Source organism: Devosia litorisediminis, assembly GCF_018334155.1.
GTDB classification, from domain to species: Bacteria; Pseudomonadota; Alphaproteobacteria; order Rhizobiales; family Devosiaceae; genus Devosia; species Devosia litorisediminis.
Genome location: NZ_JAGXTP010000001.1, coordinates 924,259 through 941,629 on the forward strand (window position 1 = coordinate 924,259; position 17,371 = coordinate 941,629).

Below are 17,371 nucleotides of genomic sequence, written 5' to 3' on the forward strand. Positions count from 1 at the left end.
TGTTAGTTGCTATGCAGCAAGTTAATAGATGCTGCCCACGATCAAGGGGTGTTCTGTCTCCATGCGCACTGGATTGCGGAGGGCTGCGCCGAACTGCGCTTCTTCGAGTTCGAAAATGTCGTCCGGCTGGGTCGAAATACCGTCAGCAAAGCTCAGGGTTGCAGTGCCGAAGCAATGCACGTGGACATCGCCTGGGTTGCGGAACAGGTTGTATTTGAAGTGGTGATATTCCAGATTGGCGATGGTGTGGCTCATATTGTCTTCGCCCGACAGGAAGGGCTTTTCCCACAGCACCTTGCCGTCGCGGTAGATGCGCGACATGCCCTCGATATGGGCAGGCAAATCACCGACCCGCAGTTCGGGACCAAAGGAGCAGGCGCGCAGCTTGGAGTGAGCCAGATAGAGATAGTTGACGCGTTCGGTGACGTGATCGGAGAATTCATTTGCCAAGGCAAAACCAAGGCGTCGTGGCTGACCATTGTGATCGATCACGTAAATTCCAGCGATCTCGGGCTCCTCGCCGGCGTCGAGCGCAAATCCTGGGGAAGGGATGGGGTGGCCTGGGCGAACCACTGAATAGCCATTACCCTTGTAGAACCATTCGGGCTGGACACCCTTCTCGCCATCAGCGGGCTTGCCGTTTTCCAGGCCCATCTGGAACATCTTCATGGAATCGGTGAGGTCATTTTCCGTCTTGGTGCCATTGGCCTTGTGCATGGCATCGCGAGTTGCGGCGGAACCGAGATGGGTCAATCCGGTACCGGTCACGTATAGATGAGCGGGATCGGGATGATCGATAGGCGAGAGCATGCGGCCTTCGGCGAGAATCGCACCGCGGTCAACAGTGGCCCCCAGCCCTTTGGCCTCGATCAGGGCTGCCAGCCCACCCAGACCGGCCAGCGCCTCAATGGTCAGATCATAAACACTGGTGGCACCGATAACAGTTCGGGCGACGTCGTTCTGGATGGCGGCCACGGCACGACTGCCGTCGAGATCGAAGAACTGGATGAGATTCATGGCGCGGCTCCTGCGCGAAAAACGCCCCAAAGGGCAAGGTTGCAGGCATAAAACGCAACATGGGTGCCAGTGGCAAGTCCAAAAATCATACTTATTAGGCGCTAGCTGTCGACGGCCTTGATTCTATACACCTCAAAATTGGATCCGGCACGATGTTCTCATTTTGTCCCTTGACTTAAACGGAACAAGATGAGAACAAATAAAGCACATTGTATGCACCCCCAAACGAGGTGGCCGCGCGTTGCGCAGTCTCCCAGAGCGTGGAATAAGGAGAGAATTGATGGCTAACGCGTCGCTTCGTGTTGTTGAAGGTGGATCGATGGATAAGGACAAGGCACTCGCCGCAGCGCTCGGTCAGATTGAGCGCAATTTCGGCAAGGGCTCGATCATGCGTCTGGGCGAGGCCAGCTCGATCGAGGTGGAGTCGATCTCGACTGGCTCGCTCGGTCTGGATATCGCGCTGGGCATTGGCGGCCTGCCAAAAGGCCGTATCGTTGAGATTTTTGGACCAGAAAGCTCGGGTAAGACCACGCTGGCACTGCATGTGATTGCCGAGGCCCAGAAAGCCGGCGGTATCTGCGCCTTCGTTGATGCCGAACACGCGCTGGACCCAATCTATGCTCGCAAGCTGGGTGTCAATGTTGACGATCTGCTGATCTCGCAGCCGGATGCCGGCGAACAGGCGCTGGAAATTACCGATACGCTGGTGCGGTCGGGTGCGATCGACGTCCTTGTTGTCGATTCTGTCGCTGCACTGACGCCACGCGCCGAGTTGGAAGGCGAGATGGGCGACTCGCTGCCGGGCCTGCAGGCCCGTTTGATGAGTCAGGCCATGCGCAAGCTGACTTCCTCGATCTCGAAGTCGAAATGTCTGGTGATCTTCATCAACCAAATCCGCATGAAGATTGGCGTGATGTACGGTTCGCCCGAGACCACGACCGGCGGCAATGCGCTGAAGTTCTATGCTTCGGTTCGTCTTGATATCCGTCGTATCGGCGCACTCAAGGATCGCGAAGAGATCGTGGGCAACCAGACCCGGGTCAAGGTCGTCAAGAACAAGCTGGCGCCGCCATTCCGTCAGGTTGAATTCGATATCATGTATGGCGAGGGCATTTCCAAGACCGGCGAACTGCTCGATCTGGGCGTCAAAGCCGGGATTGTTGAGAAGGCGGGTGCCTGGTTCTCATGGGATAGCCAGCGTCTGGGGCAGGGCCGTGAAAACGCGCGGCAATATCTCAAGGATAATCCTGAAGCTGCCCGCACCATCGAACAGGGTGTGCGCGAAAGCTCGGGCCTGTTGGGCGAAGTACTGCTGGTCGAAGGATCGGGCACGACCGAAGACGAATAGGTTTTTCCTCCCATGCGGGGATGACTGGGCACCGCGATAGCGGTGCCCTTTTTGTTTTGGCGCGTCCTGCTGGAAGGTCGCAGAGCAAGAATTTGCAGCGGTTGGCTGGGCGCAAAGATGCAGCGGCAGGCCCGCTGGAGGTGTTCTAAAGAATGGTGATTGACGCCAGATCGGCTCCGGAGGGTCTGGCGGGCGCAGCAATGCTGGACATTTCGCCAAGCTGCGCGATAGAAAGCCAGCCTAACTTTGCTGTGGTGCGCGGGCACCAGTCTCCGAATGAAAGTCCTCTCATGACCAGCGTAAACGACCTGCGTTCGAGCTTTACAAACTACTTTACCCGCAATGGTCATGAGGCGGTGGCGTCCAGCCCATTGGTCCCGCGCAATGATCCGACACTGATGTTCACCAATGCGGGCATGGTGCAGTTCAAGAATACCTTTACCGGTATCGAGAAGCGGCCATATTCGCGGGCGACTTCGGCGCAGAAATGCGTGCGGGCTGGCGGCAAGCATAATGATCTGGACAATGTCGGCTTCACGGCCCGCCACCACACCTTCTTTGAAATGTTGGGTAATTTCTCGTTCGGCGATTACTTCAAGGAAGAAGCGATCGAGCTGGCCTGGACGCTGCTTACCAAAGAGTGGGATTTGCCCAAGGAAAAGCTGATGGTCACCGTCTATCAGGACGATGACGAGGCCATGGCGCTGTGGAAGAAGATTGCTGGCTTGGGCGAAGACCGGATCGTGCGGCTCGGCGCCAAGTCGAACTTCTGGCAGATGGGCGATACCGGTCCGTGTGGTCCGTGCTCAGAGATTTTTTACGATCATGGCGAGCATGTCTGGGGTGGCCCTCCGGGTTCACCAGAGGAAGATGGCGATCGCTGGATCGAGATCTGGAACTTGGTGTTCATGCAGTATGAACAGCAGGGTGACGGTAGCCGTGACAGCCTGCCTCGCCCCTCGATCGATACCGGCATGGGCATCGAGCGTATCGCTGCGGTGATGCAGGGCGTGCACGACAATTACGATATTGACCTGTTCAAGTCGCTGATCGGGGCAGCCGCTTCGGCGACCGGGGTTGATCCAAAGGGCGAGGGCAATCGCAGCCTGCGCGTGATCGCCGACCACTTGCGCTCGATGAGCTTCCTGATTGCCGAGGGCGTGCTGCCTTCCAACGAGGGTCGTGGCTATGTGCTGCGCCGGATCATGCGTCGTGCAATGCGGCACGCTACGTTGTTGGGTGCCAGTGAGCCGGTAATCCACAAGCTGGTGTCGACGCTGGTGCGGGAAATGGGGCAGGCCTATCCCGAACTGCGCAGCGGTGAAGCCATGATCGCTGAAACGGTGCGGCTTGAAGAGGGACGTTTCCTTAAGACGTTGGGCCGCGGCTTGCAGATACTGGCCGATGAAACCAAGGATATGAACGAAGGGGCAGTGCTTGATGGCGGTTCGGCCTTCAAGCTCTATGACACCTATGGATTTCCGCTCGATCTGACGCAGGACGCGCTTCGTCTGCGTGGCATTACTGTGGATCAGCCCGGCTTTGACGCAGCTATGGCAGCACAGAAGGCAGAGGCCCGCGCCAGTTGGTCCGGTGCCGGTGGTGCTGCCACCGATACTGTCTGGTTCGGGCTGGCTGACAAGCTGGGCCCGACTGAATTTCTCGGCTACGAGACCGAGACGGCCGAGGCTGAGATCAAGGCACTGCTCAAGGACGGCGTTGAAGTTGCTGCATTGGCCGCCGACGAAGAGGGCATCGTGGTGGTCAACCAGACGCCGTTCTACGGCGAGAGTGGCGGCCAGGTTGGTGATAGCGGCGCATTGCATGGCGATGGTCTTGCCGCTGATGTGCAGGACACGCAGAAGTTTCATGGCGTCTTTGCCCATATGGTGAAGGTGAGTGAAGGCACGCTCAAGGTTGGTCAGCCGATCACGCTGGTGGTTGATCACACGCGCCGGTCCTCGATCCGCTCCAACCATTCGGCGACCCATTTGCTGCATGAAGCGCTTCGCATCGTGCTGGGCGACCACGTCGCGCAAAAGGGTTCGATGGTGTCGCCTGACCGTCTGCGCTTTGACTTTGTGCACACCAAGCCGGTGACCGAGCAGGAGATGGCCGAGGTCGAAGACATCGCCAACGCCATCGTGCTGCAGAATACCCCGGTTGAAACGCGCTTGATGGGCGTTGATGAGGCCAAGGAATCCGGCGCGCGGGCCCTGTTTGGCGAGAAGTATGGCGACGAAGTGCGCGTGGTGGCCATGGGTGAGCCGACAGGCAATGGCCTGGGCTGGTCGGTGGAGCTGTGTGGCGGCACGCATGTGCGTCGGACTGGCGACATCGGTTTGGTGTCGATCGTGGCGGAAAGTGCCGTGGGGGCTGGCGTGCGCCGCATTGAAGCGCTGACCGGTACGGCTGCGCGCCATCGCGGCAATACCAATGTGGCTATCGTGAACTCGGCGGCTGGTCTGCTGCGCTCTGGCGGTCATGAAGTGCTCGAGCGTATCGCGGCGTTGCAGGAGCAACTCAAACGCAGTGAAAAGGCCCTGAGTGACGCCAAGCAGAAGCTAGCCATGGGTGGCGGGTCGGAAAAGACCGAAGGTCCCGAGATCATCAATGGGATCGCGTTTGTTGGTCGGGTTGTCGAAGGGCTTCAACCTAAGGATCTGCGCGGCTTGATGGATCAGACCAAGAAGCAGGTCGGCTCTGCCGTGATCGCCATTGTCGGCGTTACGGATGATGGCAAGGCTGGGCTGGCTGTAGGGGTAACCGAGGACCTGATCGGCAAGGCCTCAGCGGTCGACCTGGTGCGGGCGGGCTCGGCGGCACTGGGCGGTCAGGGTGGCGGCGGTCGACCTGATATGGCGCAGGCCGGCGGCCCCAATGGAAGCAAGGCCGAAGAAGCTCTGGCTGCCATTCGCGCGTTGCTCTAGGGCGCTGCCGCGAACGAAATTCAAAGGCTCCCGCTCTGGCGGGGGCCTTTTTTTGTCGCGTTGGAGAGCGAACCAGATGCCTAAGGTCGCTCGCATTTTGCTCAAGAAGGACGACGATAAGCGGGCACGCGGGCAGCAGCGTCTAAAGGACTTCTGACGTCACCAAGGGGCCGATGAGCTCAATGCGGTTGGTCCAGATATAGCCGTCGAAAGTGTCAGGGATCGTCTTGAGTAGTTCGGGGGTGTCGATGCCCGAGGTGCCGGTTTCGCCTGCCTCGACAGGGCCGATCAGGATGATATCGCTGCCGGCCGCTGCCATTCGTTGGTGGAACAGGTCTGGCCAGCCCCACATTGCCCAGGTGTAGTTGATCGGCACCATGACGTGCGTATTGCGACATTCCACGGGGATATGCCCGCTCCAGCCAAGCAGAACGTAGCCGATCAGGCAGTATCTGGTGCCTGTAGAGGTGAAACCACGGAGGCCAGGTATCAATTCGTTAGCGCGTTCTGTCGGTTCGGTGCCGCCATAGGCAGACCACAAGGCGCGGCGGACATCGGGGTTCGCCTCGATGAGCGCAGCGAGTAGGATGCCCTCATAGGCGTCGCGGCTCTTGTAGTTGATCAGGAAACGCCCTTGGGGGAAGGCCGCGAACACCTCTGAGAGGGTGGGCATCAATCCAATCCCTTTGCCGCGCAGCGGGAAGGTGCTGCCTCTATCGGCCGTGTAGCCATAGCCAAGGTCGAGCGCGCGCAACTCCTCCATACTGTGATCGCGAATGGGGCCCTTGCCGTCTGTGCGGCACCCCAGTGACCAGTCATGGAACACGGCCATCTGGCCATCAGTGGTTGCTGCAATGTCGATTTCAACCACATCGGCGCCTGCATCGAAAGCTGCCTTGATTGAGGGCAGGGTGTTTTCCATCAGGTCGTGAGTGGGTGGGAAGATGCGCTCAGCGGTGCAGGTGTCGTTGGCGATGTTGGTGCGGTCGAAGGTTTGGTGAACACCGCGGTGGGAAAGCAACCGGCGCTGCGGATCGGCAGGCGCGGGCGCGTGCCATGATCCGTTCAGGACAACAACGCTAATCGCGAACAGGACGAGCCCGGCCATAGCAATTCTGATCCACTGCCACATGACACGTCCGCAGCTTTAGGTGTGAGGGTTCTATTCTATTGAGGGAGAAGGAAAAAGTGAATGGTTGGCACCGAGGTGTCGGCAGCCCTCACACCTCGGGACCCTGAACTTCCGTGATGTTGGTCACCGGGCCGGTGCGCAGAGCGCGATATTCGGCGAAGCGGCCGGCGATGCGGGTGCGGGCACCATCAATGAAGACATTGACCAGGCCAGAAAGTACCACAACTGCCAAGCCTATATAGGCCAGCAGGTCGGGGTATTCGAAATAGAAGATCGCCCCAAGGGCGATTGCCCACACGATCTGCACATACTGGATCGGCGCGACCTGGCTGGCGGGGGCGTTGCGGGTGGCAGCGATAATGAGCAGATGCCCCATGCCGATAAAGCTCCCGCTAACAGCAAGCAGCAAGAACTGGGTTGGCGTCGGCATGATGAAGCTTGGCATCATCAGGATCGCGTTGAGTACCACCACGTAAAGCGCAGGCACGGCAATCAGGCTGACGCGCTTTTCCTTGCTGGCAATAATCCGCAAGATGGTTGTGGTTGCGCCGCCAAAGAACGCACAGCCAAGAGCCGCGAAATGGCCCGGTTCAAGTACTCGGAAGCCGGGGCGAACCACCAGCATGACGCCGATAAATCCCAACGCCAGCATTGCCCAGCGCGTAAGATCGACGCGCTCCTTGAGGATCAACACGCTCATGATGGTAATGAACAGAGGCATCATGAAGACGAGGGAATAAGTCTCAGCGAAGGGTATGTTGACGAAAGCGTAGGTAACCAGAGCGGCGGATGCGACGCCGGTGAAGGCACGCAAGTGCACAAGGCGTGGATGAACCAGCTGAAAGCTCTGGCGCCAGTGCTCGCCCTTCGGTTTGACGAAGAGGGCCGGCAATAGGGAGAAAACGGCGATGAAGAAGCCGATCTCAAATACTGACAGGCTTTGCCCGAAGCCCTTGATGATGGCGTCGCCACACGCATAAACCGAATAGGCGACGACCGCATAAATCACGCCGACCTGCATGAAACACCCAAAACAGACTCTGTAGGAAATGCTGGCAAGCTATCGAGCGCCAGCGGGGCTGTCGATGGCCATAATGCTGCATCAACCTAGTACCGGTCGGCTAAACAGCAAAAGGCCACCCGGTGTTGTCCCGGGTGGCCCTGAATGGTCGTTATGTTCAAGCTAAGCGGTTAGAACGAGCCTTTGAGGCCCCCATTGACTGCAAACACATAGCCGGTGTCCCAGTTTTCACCTCGGGCATTGGAGCCCGCGGCCAGCGTGCTCACGGAGACGCCGCCGGTCAGTTGTACACTCTGGGAAACATTGTAGATGCCGCCCAGTGCAACGCCGTAGCGATCTGTCTGGGTGCCGGCGGTCAGTACACCGCCAGTGCCGGGTGTGGACGTGCCGCGGTCCCAGCTTGCCGTGCCCACAAGGCTCAACTGCTCACTGAGCGCGTGACCAACGCCTGCGGTGACGGTCCAGCCGTCGCGATAATCGAAGGTTGATACCAGAGGTGCACCGATCGTGTTGACCGTGAGCTTCTGCAGCGCTGCCCAATTCATCCATTTGACCGAACCCAGCGCCAGCCATCCGGGCGCGATGCCGGTCTGGCCGCGTACTTCAAAGGACTGTGGTGCGGTCACATCGGCAGATGCTGCGCCGCCGTAGGCGGTACCTGTCAAGGTGTAGGTGACGGGCGCATTGTAGATGGCGCTGATCCGCAGGGCGTATTCGGGAATCTCATAGGCCAGACCTGCGCGCCAGCCGGTAGACCAGCCATTGATGGACAATGGCGTGTTGGTGGTCAAGCTGGTGGGAATGTCGGCCTGGTAGTCCAGGTTCTGCGCCGATACACCACCGATCAGGCTGACGACGCCCAGACCAACCTGTGCACTGACTGCGCAGGTGAGACCGATATCGGTTGAGCGTATGGATTCGGTCATCGCCTGGGAGGTCGATGCGGCATAGGCATTGGTGCGTGAGGTGTCAGATCCGAACGGGTTCTGGACCGATACGAGGCAACTCGCCATATCGAGAATGTCGGCCTTGATGCCAGCATTGTAGTGCACGCGAGAGGGGGTCGTGGATACCGTGCCTGCCATGACGCCCGCATTGGTCACATCCTTATTGATGTAGACATAGGTGGCGCTGCCTTTGGCAGTGTAGGTCGCTGGATCAAACAGCAGATCCCAGTCATAGCCATTGGCCTCGAGCCCGCCAGCATAGGCCACGCCAGCCAGCGGCAGGCTTACGGCCAATCCGGCCAGTACACTCATCAATCGTTGATTTAGTCGCATGTGATCCTCCTAACCACCCATTGCGCCACAAGGCAGTTGCGCCGTTTCGCATGCTGCCGCCTTCCTCGCGGAATATCTGACCAAATAGTCAGTCATTCCTCCTAAGCGAGATGAAGTTGACCATTACGTCAACTAGTAGTGGATTTGGGGTCGTCGTCAATGCGCTGACTGCTTCTGTGGGGGATAGCAGGGTCGACTGTTGCACCCAGGCCACGTTCTCGGGTCCGTGCACAGATCGCCTGTGGGTGCGCTCAACAAAAAAAGGCGCCTCCGAAGAGGCGCCTTTGCAGTCAGATGCGGTTGCTGGCTTACGAAGCCGACATTGCCTTCTGCAGATTGGTGTCAATGGCATCGAGGAAGCCCATGGTAGACAGCCATGGCTGATCGGGGCCGACGAGCAGGGAGAGATCCTTGGTCATCTTGCCTTCTTCAATGGTGTCGACGACGACCTTTTCGAGGGTGGCCGCGAACTTTGCCAAGTCTGCATTGTCGTCGAGCTTGGCACGGTGGGCCAGACCGCGGGTCCAGGCGAAGACCGACGCGGTCGAGTTGGTCGAGGTTTCCTTGCCCTGCTGATGCTGGCGGTAGTGACGGGTCACGGTGCCGTGGGCGGCTTCAGCTTCGACGGTCTTGCCATCGGGGGTCGCCAGCACCGATGTCATCAGGCCGAGAGAGCCGAAGCCCTGCGCCACGATATCGGACTGTACGTCACCATCGTAGTTCTTGCAGGCCCAGACATAGCCACCGGACCATTTAAGGGCCGAAGCCACCATGTCGTCGATCAGGCGGTGCTCATACCAAATCTTCTTGGCTTCGAACTTTTCCTTGAACTCGGCTTCGTAGATCTCCTGGAAGATGTCCTTGAAGCGGCCGTCATACGCCTTGAGAATGGTGTTCTTGGTCGACATGTAGCAAGGCACGCCACGGTCATATGCGTAGTTGAGCGAGGCATAGGCAAAGTCGCGGATCGAATCGTCCAGGTTGTACATGGCCATGGCCACGCCAGCGCCGGGCGACTGGAACACTTCGTGCTCGATGACCTTGCCGTCTTCGCCAGTGAACTTGATTGTCAGCGTGCCCTTGCCAGGGAAGCGGAAGTCGGTGGCGCGGTACTGATCGCCGAAGGCGTGACGGCCAACGATGATGGGCTGGGTCCAACCGGGAACGAGACGTGGCACGTTCTTGCAGATGATCGGCTCGCGGAAGATGACACCGCCAAGAATGTTGCGGATGGTGCCGTTTGGCGAACGCCACATCTTCTTGAGCTTGAACTCTTCAACGCGGTCTTCATCAGGGGTAATGGTGGCGCACTTGATGCCGACGCCAAACTTCTTGATGGCATTGGCAGCATCGACCGTGATCTGGTCATCGGTAGCGTCGCGGCTCTCGACCGAAAGGTCATAATATTCAATCGGCAGATCGAGATAAGGATGGATGAGTTTGTCCTTGATCGCCTGCCAGATGATCCGGGTCATCTCATCGCCGTCGAGATCGACGACGGGGTTGGCGACTTTGATTTTGCTCATCGGAAATATCTCCCTGAAATCCGCATTTTTGGCCTATGGGCCGGTTCCGCAGCCCCTATAGCATTGGCTTTGGAAACGCGCAAAGGTGCCATAGGGCAAGGGGGCATGCCAGTTGACACCGTGCATATACACGAATACCTCTCGGGTCATGAGTAGTGAGTTCGATCTGTGTCTGGTCCTAAACGCCCGCATGGCGTCGCGCGCCGTGACGCGACTTGCTGATAGACGGTTACGGCAGCACGGCATCACGGCTGCGCAGTTCAGCATTCTGACCTCGCTGTGGGACCATCCCGGGCGCTCTGTGACGCAGATGGCCAGCGCCATCGCCATGGATCGTAGCACGCTGTCGCGCAATCTCGCCCTGCTAGAACGCAATGGACTTGTGACCACCAGTGCTGCAGAACGCGGCAATGGTCGAGTCAGTGCGCTGAGCGAAACGGGGCGCCAGGTGATTGGCGACGCAATTCCAGCATGGCGTGCGCAGCAATCGCAATTGCGCGCCGCGCTGGACGACCCAGAATTTTCCACAGTCATCGCCGCGCTGCGGCAGTTGGCGCGCCTTTGATTGCATCCCTGACGATCGGGACGCGTTGAGACTTAGAACAGGAGAAAGTGCATGCTGAAGCCAGATCCGTCGGATCCAATTGTTGTCACAGGCATGGGTGTGGTCAGTCCGCTGGGTGTTGGTGTTCCGACCATGTGGAGCCGGCTAACAGCAGGCAAAAGCGGCGTGGTCACCAATGATCGCTTTGATACCGAAGGGTTTGGTTCAACCATTGCCGGACTGGTGCCGCGCAAGGACACTGATGAGCATGGCTTTGATGCTGCCGATTTTATCGACAGCAAAGAGATCAAGAAGATGGATCTGTTCATCCAGTATTCGCTGGGGGCAGCGCAGGAAGCACTCGATCAGGCCAACTGGCATCCTACTGAACTCAAGGACCAGCAGGCGACTGCCACCATCATCGGTTCGGGCGTTGGCGGTTCACCGGTCATGGGACGGGCCTTTGAAATCATCCAGACCAAGGGCCCACGTCGCCTGTCGCCGTTCACTATCCCTTCGTTCCTCGCCAATCTGTCGGCGGGCTGGCTGTCGATTCTGCACAGCTTCCGCGGCCCCATCGGCACGCCAGTGACAGCTTGCGCTGCGTCGGCACAGGCCATTGGCGACGGTATGCGTTTGATCATGACGGGCGAGGCAGAAGTGGCTGTTGTTGGCGGTACCGAGGGATCGGTCGATCCGATCTCTGTGGGTGGTTTTGCTGCCTCGCGGGCGCTGGCGACGACGTTCAATGATCGTCCATCGGAGGCGTCGCGGCCATTCGACAAGGGCCATGATGGCTTTGTGCTGTCCGAAGGCTCGGCAGTTCTGGTGATCGAAAAGCTCAGCCACGCCAAGGCGCGCGGCGCGATCCCATTGGCCATTCTCGCCGGCTACGGCACCTCGGCTGACGCGTATCACCTGACGGCAGGGTCGCCCGATGGCGCTGGTGCCCAGGTCGCGATGCGCAATGCGCTGGAAATGGCTGGCGTCGATCAGAGCCAGATTGGCTATGTCAACGCACACGCTACGTCGACTGCGGTTGGCGACGCGGCCGAGATCGCCGGTCTAACTGCTGTGTTTCCAGGGCGTGGCAAGGATCTGGCCGTGTCGGCCACCAAGTCGGCCACCGGTCACATGCTGGGTGCCGCTGGCGCTTTTGAAGCGGTGGTCTCTGTGATGGCGCTGCGCGAAGGGCTGCTGCCGCCAACGATCAATCTGGAAGATCCTGAAGAAGCGGCTGACAAGTTTGATCTGGTTCCGAACACGGCCAAGGCCAAGAATGTGGATTATGTATTGTCCAACTCGTTCGGCTTTGGTGGCGTCAATGCCGCACTGGTGTTCGGCAAGATCTAGGGCGATGCCGCCTATTTGGGCGGCAGGGTTCTGACAAAGTCGCGGGCGATATTGATCCATTCGGCCAGACGTTCATCGTCTTCAATGGCGTCGCCCGCGACCTCGACAAAACCGCTCATGGTGCGGCCGGTGAAATTCATCGGGCCAGCGCCGGGGCGTTCAAGCGTTGCCGCATAGGCCTGCTTGCCGCAGCGCACCAGCAAGCCGCCATCCTTGATCGGGCCGACCAACATGTTGCCGTGCGACATGAAGGCGATACCACCGAACATGCGCTGCTCACGGATATTGGGATCACCGGCCAGTTGCAGGCGGATGCGGTCGGCAAGTTCCTCGGTGGCCATGCTCATGAACCCGATCCTACTCGATAGGTGACATGGCGCGGGAGATGGTCCGCGACGAGGTCCCAGACTTGTTGGCTCCGAGAAAAGATCAGCTGGTTGGGCGCATACCAGTCGTTCTGACCTGCAAAAAAGCCAACGGGGATCATGCGAATATCAGGGGCACGTGAGGACTGACCATAGAGCGGCGTGCCACAATCAGGGCAGAAGTGCCGCGTGAACGTCGCGCCCGAGTCGCTTGGTCTATCGAATGCTTTTGCTTTCCCGGCCAGACCAAGCGCGCCGGCTGGGACAAGCGCAATAGTGGAGTGACCCGTGCCGGTTGCGCGCTGGCAATCAAGGCACGAGCACATGAACATCGAGACACAGGGGCCGTTGATGCTCATCTCGGTGGCACCACAGGCGCAGGCAGCATTGACGTGTATGATTGGTTTTTCGGGTTTGCTCATGGCATGAGGCTGACACGCAGTGCCAGAGCGGGCAAGCGCGAGGTTCTTGCCTTTCAGACTGACCTTGGCAAAACTTGTCTGTCCGAGAGGGGACCTGATGACGCTCACCCCGAACTTTCCCATATCAACCGAGCGGCTGCGGCTACGCCCGTTCACGCGTGGCGATGTCGACGGGGTTTTTGCCTATCGGCGCCGTGAAGATGTGGCACGCTATCTGTTCGATGTTCCGCTGAGCCGGGAAGAATGTGCCCTGGCGATCCAGCAGCGCATTGGCCAGGTTGCGCTGGAGGCGGAGGGCGACAGGATCGTGCTGGCCGTCGAACTTGCCAGCAATGCTGCATTGGTCGGCGAAGTGTCGCTCATCTGGCGTAGCGTCGACGCGCGGCAAGGGGAGGTTGGCTGGATATTTGACCCGGCGTACCAGGGACGTGGCTACGCTACCGAGGCGGCCAATGCCATGCTTGATCTTGGGTTCGGGCGCGGTGACCTGCACCGTATTTCGGCGCGCTGTGATGTTCGTAACGAGGCGTCATGGCGGCTGATGGCGCGGCTGGGTATGCGACGGGAGGCACATTTCCGCGAGCACGCCATTTTCAAGAGCGCCTGGGATGAAGAATTTATCTACGCCATCCTCTGGCAGGAGTGGAAGGCGCGGCGTTCGGGTATAAGCAACTGAATTTTAAAGATTTTTTTTGTACGGCAGATTGGAACGTTATTCCGCACTGGTCGCGGAACTGGTGAGACGAGCTGACGTTGTCCTTAAGCATCCAGACATCAGGGTGGAGGAGATCGTCGCCATGTCGTCACTGTGCCTGCCCGTTGAAACAGATCGCTTGTTGCTGCGCAGTTTTGCACGCGGCGACTTAGAAGGTTTGAGCGCCTATCACACCTTGCCATCCATGCAGCGCTATACCTTTAGCCACACGCGCGATCGCGAGCAGGTGGCCGGTGCGCTCAAGACGATGTGTGGACATGTCAGCCTGCAGCGTCCTGGCGACACTCTGACATTGGCGATGGAAGACAAGCAAACCGCTCAGTTGATCGGGCATATCTCGCTGCACTGGTCCGATGCCACGGCAGGGCAGGGCGAAGTCCGCTTTTTGATCAATCCGCGACATTCCGGACAGGGCTTTGCAGGCGAGGCGCTGACAGCATTGTTCGACATGGCGTTCGACCACTTTCATATTCATCGGCTGTTTGCCCGCTGTGATGGTCGTAATCACCACTCCATAAAGCTGCTGCAGCGACTCGGTATGCGGCTCGAAGCGCATTATCGGGAACATGCGCTGTTTCAAGGCGAATGGGATGAAGAACTGCATTTCGCAATTCTGGATCGCGAGTGGCAGCGTTCGAGCAAGGTCAAGGAATTGCCGCGCCATCGTGTCGCCTGATTTGCGTCCGGGATCGAAAACACGGTATGTGCGCCTGATCTAGAGATTGGGCACCATGGCCGGAACAGACTCCTCCATCGAAATCAAACTGCTGCCGACCCCGGTGGTGATCCTGTGCGAACCGCAACTGGGTGAGAATATTGGTACGGCAGCGCGCGCCATGGCCAATTTTGGGTTGTGGGATCTGCGCCTGGTGCGGCCTCGTGATGGCTGGCCCAACGAAAAGGCCATCGCCACTGCCTCTCGTGCCGATCACGTTATCAGCCGGGTTCGCGTCTTCGAGACGCTCGAAGCGGCGGTTGAGGATCTGACGCTGGTCTACGCGACCACGGCGCGCCTGCGTGGCATGCAGAAGGATGTGATCGGCCCTGACGAAGCGGCCAAGAGGATGGTTAGTCACATTGGCGGGGGGCAGAAGGCCGGTCTGCTGTTCGGGCGCGAAAAGTGGGGCCTGCTCAATGAGGAAGTTGCGTTGGCCGACATGATCGTGACTCTGCCGGTCGAACCCGCCTTTGCCTCTCTCAATATCGCGCAAGCCGTACTCATCCTGGCTTATGAGTGGCGGCGTCAGTCCGGGCAGGCAGACAATCTACCATTCGGCAGCCTGCTGCATGATGTGGCGCCCCGAAGCGAACTGGTTGGCATGTTCGAGCACCTCGAAGGCGTGCTAGACGAGAGCGGCTTTTTTACCTCGCCCGAGAAACGACCGACGGTGATCGACAATTTGCGTACGGCGCTGACTCGAGGCAACTTCTCCTCGCAGGAGATACGCACGCTGCGCGGAGTGATCTCCTCGATTGACCGGCGACATCAGCGGCCCAATCCCAACCGACAAAAGCCGCTGCCCAAGAAGGACGCTGACAGCACCGACTGAGAATTCGGTGGGGCGAACGCTTTAAGCGTTTTTCGGCTTTGACAGTTCGCGGGCGCGGTGCACATTCGCCGCCATGAGTAGCTCCACGCCCACTGACCCCTCGCGCGTTGCCTTTAGCTATAAGGGTTTCCGCTTTTTCTGGCTGACCACGCTGCTGGTCAGCTTTGCCGTGCAAATCATGTCTGTGTCGATCGCCTGGCAGATCTATGATGTGACAGGCAATGTTTTCCTGCTCGGTCTTGTCGGCTTGTCGCTTTTCCTGCCAGCGCTGCTGCTGATCCTTGTCACAGGACTGACCGCTGACCGTTTTAATCGTCGTGGTATCATGGCGTTTTGTCTGGGCGTGGAACTGTTGTGCGCATTGGGCTTTCTGGCGCTGGTCAATGCCGAGGCGCATGAAGTCTGGCCGATTTTCGGCATTCTGATCGTGCTGGGCACGGCGCGGGCTTTCTGGGGCCCCGCTGCGCAGTCGCTGGCGCCCAATCTGGTGCCGCCCGAAGCGCTATCGAACGCGATTACGGTCAATGCGTCGGCCTGGCAGTTCGCCTCGATCATGGGCCCGGCAGCGGGTGGATTGCTGTATGGTCTATCCCCGACAATTGCGTTTGGCACCGGCGCGGTGCTGCTGCTGGTGGCGATGGTGTGCGTGCTGCTGATTCCCCGCCCGGCGCGGCGCGAGTCGCAGCAGGCGACCAGTCTTGAAGTCATCTTCGGCGGTTTCCGCTACATTTTCTCCAACAAGGTGGTGCTGGGCGCCATCTCGCTGGACATGTTTGCTGTGCTGATGGGTGGGGCAGTGGCACTGCTGCCGGTCTATGTGAAGGACATCCTGCACGCAGGGCCAGAGGAGCTGGGTCTGCTGCGCGCGGCGCCAGGTATCGGCGCCATCGTGATGGCATTGTACCTGACGCGGTTTCCGATCCGCGATCATGCCGGCAAGGTGCTGTTCCTGTTCGTCGGCCTGTTTGGCGCTTTTACGGTGGTGTTTGGCCTGTCTACGACCGTGTGGATCTCCATTCCCGCACTGGCCCTGGTGGGCGCTGCAGACATGGTCAGCGTGACAATTCGCGAGACCATCATGCAGCTTTGGACCCCGGAAGAGGTTCGCGGCCGGGTCAACGCCGTCAATTCGGTGTTTATCGGAGCCTCAAATGAGCTTGGTGAGTTCCGGGCGGGCACGGTGGCTCATTTTATTGGCCCGGTGGCAGCCGTTGCCATGGGTGGCTTTGGGGCAATTGCCATTGCTGTGATATGGAGCCGGGTGTTTCCGGGGCTGCGCGAGCAGCGGACACTCGACAAGAAGATGGCCTGAAACCCCGTCTGGCTTGACTCCGGGCCATACCGGCGATATCACCCGCGCACCTATCGAGACCTATGGTCCGTAGGCGCACCCGGGATCTCCTAAAATAATTGGGGTCTGTCGGTCACTCGCAAGGGTGGCAGAGGAGGGCGCGATCCATTCAATCAAGAAAAGGATACGCGATGTCGAAGCGTCATTCAGCCAAATACAAAATTGACCGCCGTCTTGGCGAAAACATCTGGGGTCGTCCGAAGTCCCCACTGAACGCCCGTGCCTATGGCCCCGGCCAGCACGGTCAGCGCCGCAAGGGCAAGCTTTCGGACTACGGTCTGCAGCTGCGCGCCAAGCAGAAGCTGAAGGGCTATTACGGTTCGGTCACGGAAAAGGCGTTCAAGCGCCTCTACACCGAAGCTGCCCGCGTCAAGGGTGATACCGGCGAAAACCTGATCGGCCTGCTCGAGAGCCGTCTGGACGCGATCGTGTATCGTGCGAAGTTCGTTGCCACTGTGTTTGCTGCACGCCAGTTTGTCAGCCACGGCCACATCATGGTCAACGGCCAGCGCGTCAACATTCCGTCCTACCAGGTCAAGGTCGGCGACAAGATCGAAGTGCGTGATCGCTCCAAGCAGCTGACCGTGCTGCTCGAAGCCACTCAGTTGGCCGAGCGCGACGTTCCTGATTATGTTGACGTCGACCACAACAAGATGACCGCAACCTATGTGCGTGTTCCCGCGCTGTCGGATGTGCCTTATCCGGTTCAGATGGAACCAAACCTGGTCGTCGAATTCTACTCGCGCTAAGCGAAACCGAATTGCCAAATTAGAAAGGGCCGCTCCTCAGGGAGCGGCCCTTTTGCTTTGATGGACCG

General features: G+C 59.0%; 16 protein-coding genes. 9 read left to right on the top strand and 7 right to left on the bottom strand.

Annotation, left to right across the window (positions count from 1 at the left end; all coding sequences use genetic code 11):
* Positions 1 to 21: 21 nt before the first annotated feature.
* Positions 22 to 1,017, bottom strand: coding sequence for an AraD1 family protein (araD1, locus tag KD146_RS04375; RefSeq protein WP_212657515.1), 996 nt, complete (start codon positions 1,015 to 1,017; stop codon positions 22 to 24).
* Positions 1,018 to 1,297: 280 nt separating this feature from the next.
* On the opposite strand from araD1, the gene recA reads away from it, so the two are divergent.
* Entirely contained in the window at positions 1,298 to 2,365 is a 1,068-nt protein-coding gene (recA, locus tag KD146_RS04380) for a recombinase RecA (RefSeq protein WP_212657516.1), read from the top strand.
* A gap of 290 nt (positions 2,366 to 2,655) precedes the next feature.
* On the top strand, positions 2,656 to 5,295 hold the full coding sequence (gene alaS, locus KD146_RS04385) for an alanine--tRNA ligase (RefSeq protein ID WP_212657517.1): 2,640 nt from the start codon (positions 2,656 to 2,658) through the stop codon (positions 5,293 to 5,295).
* Positions 5,296 to 5,437: 142 nt separating this feature from the next.
* Here the strand turns inward: alaS and KD146_RS04390 are convergent, their stop codons facing one another.
* From KD146_RS04390 to KD146_RS04405, 4 genes are all read right to left on the bottom strand, one after another.
* The gene (locus KD146_RS04390; protein WP_249327576.1) at positions 5,438 to 6,403 is read right to left on the bottom strand and encodes a glycerophosphodiester phosphodiesterase family protein; all 966 of its coding nucleotides are present in this window, start codon (positions 6,401 to 6,403) and stop codon (positions 5,438 to 5,440) included.
* A gap of 112 nt (positions 6,404 to 6,515) precedes the next feature.
* A complete protein-coding gene (locus KD146_RS04395; protein WP_212657519.1) occupies positions 6,516 to 7,448 on the bottom strand; it encodes a DMT family transporter in 933 nt (310 codons plus the stop codon).
* 170 nt (positions 7,449 to 7,618) lie between these two features.
* The gene (locus tag KD146_RS04400; protein ID WP_212657520.1) at positions 7,619 to 8,728 is read right to left on the bottom strand and encodes an OmpP1/FadL family transporter; all 1,110 of its coding nucleotides are present in this window, start codon (positions 8,726 to 8,728) and stop codon (positions 7,619 to 7,621) included.
* A gap of 308 nt (positions 8,729 to 9,036) precedes the next feature.
* The gene (locus tag KD146_RS04405; RefSeq protein WP_212657521.1) at positions 9,037 to 10,254 is read right to left on the bottom strand and encodes an NADP-dependent isocitrate dehydrogenase; all 1,218 of its coding nucleotides are present in this window, start codon (positions 10,252 to 10,254) and stop codon (positions 9,037 to 9,039) included.
* A gap of 148 nt (positions 10,255 to 10,402) precedes the next feature.
* On the opposite strand from KD146_RS04405, the gene KD146_RS04410 reads away from it, so the two are divergent.
* A complete protein-coding gene (locus KD146_RS04410; RefSeq protein ID WP_212657522.1) occupies positions 10,403 to 10,819 on the top strand; it encodes a MarR family winged helix-turn-helix transcriptional regulator in 417 nt (138 codons plus the stop codon).
* A 51-nt stretch (positions 10,820 to 10,870) separates the two neighbouring features.
* A complete protein-coding gene (gene fabF / locus KD146_RS04415; protein ID WP_212657523.1) occupies positions 10,871 to 12,151 on the top strand; it encodes a beta-ketoacyl-ACP synthase II in 1,281 nt (426 codons plus the stop codon).
* An 11-nt stretch (positions 12,152 to 12,162) separates the two neighbouring features.
* Here fabF and KD146_RS04420 read toward each other — a convergent pair whose 3' ends face one another.
* On the bottom strand, positions 12,163 to 12,498 hold the full coding sequence (locus tag KD146_RS04420; protein ID WP_212657524.1) for a TfoX/Sxy family protein: 336 nt from the start codon (positions 12,496 to 12,498) through the stop codon (positions 12,163 to 12,165).
* Complete coding sequence (locus tag KD146_RS04425) at positions 12,495 to 12,938, bottom strand: GFA family protein (protein ID WP_212657525.1); 444 nt, start codon at positions 12,936 to 12,938, stop codon at positions 12,495 to 12,497. Before KD146_RS04425 ends, KD146_RS04420 begins: the two co-directional genes overlap by 4 nt.
* Positions 12,939 to 13,035: 97 nt before the next feature.
* Between KD146_RS04425 and KD146_RS04430 the strand changes: the two genes are divergently transcribed.
* The 5 genes from KD146_RS04430 (at position 13,036) to rpsD (ending at position 17,303) form a co-directional block, all read left to right on the top strand.
* Entirely contained in the window at positions 13,036 to 13,614 is a 579-nt protein-coding gene (locus KD146_RS04430; RefSeq protein ID WP_212657526.1) for a GNAT family N-acetyltransferase, read from the top strand.
* A 28-nt stretch (positions 13,615 to 13,642) separates the two neighbouring features.
* The gene (locus KD146_RS04435) at positions 13,643 to 14,329 is read left to right on the top strand and encodes a GNAT family N-acetyltransferase (protein ID WP_212657527.1); all 687 of its coding nucleotides are present in this window, start codon (positions 13,643 to 13,645) and stop codon (positions 14,327 to 14,329) included.
* A gap of 55 nt (positions 14,330 to 14,384) precedes the next feature.
* Positions 14,385 to 15,203, top strand: a complete 819-nt coding sequence (locus KD146_RS04440) for an RNA methyltransferase (protein WP_212657528.1) — start codon at positions 14,385 to 14,387, stop codon at positions 15,201 to 15,203.
* A 73-nt stretch (positions 15,204 to 15,276) separates the two neighbouring features.
* The gene (locus tag KD146_RS04445; RefSeq protein WP_212657529.1) at positions 15,277 to 16,515 is read left to right on the top strand and encodes an MFS transporter; all 1,239 of its coding nucleotides are present in this window, start codon (positions 15,277 to 15,279) and stop codon (positions 16,513 to 16,515) included.
* Between the two features lie 170 nt (positions 16,516 to 16,685).
* Positions 16,686 to 17,303 carry a 30S ribosomal protein S4 gene (gene rpsD / locus KD146_RS04450; RefSeq protein ID WP_212657530.1) on the top strand — a complete coding sequence of 206 codons (618 nt, stop codon included), beginning with the start codon at positions 16,686 to 16,688 and terminating at the stop codon, positions 17,301 to 17,303.
* Positions 17,304 to 17,371: the final 68 nt, after the last annotated feature.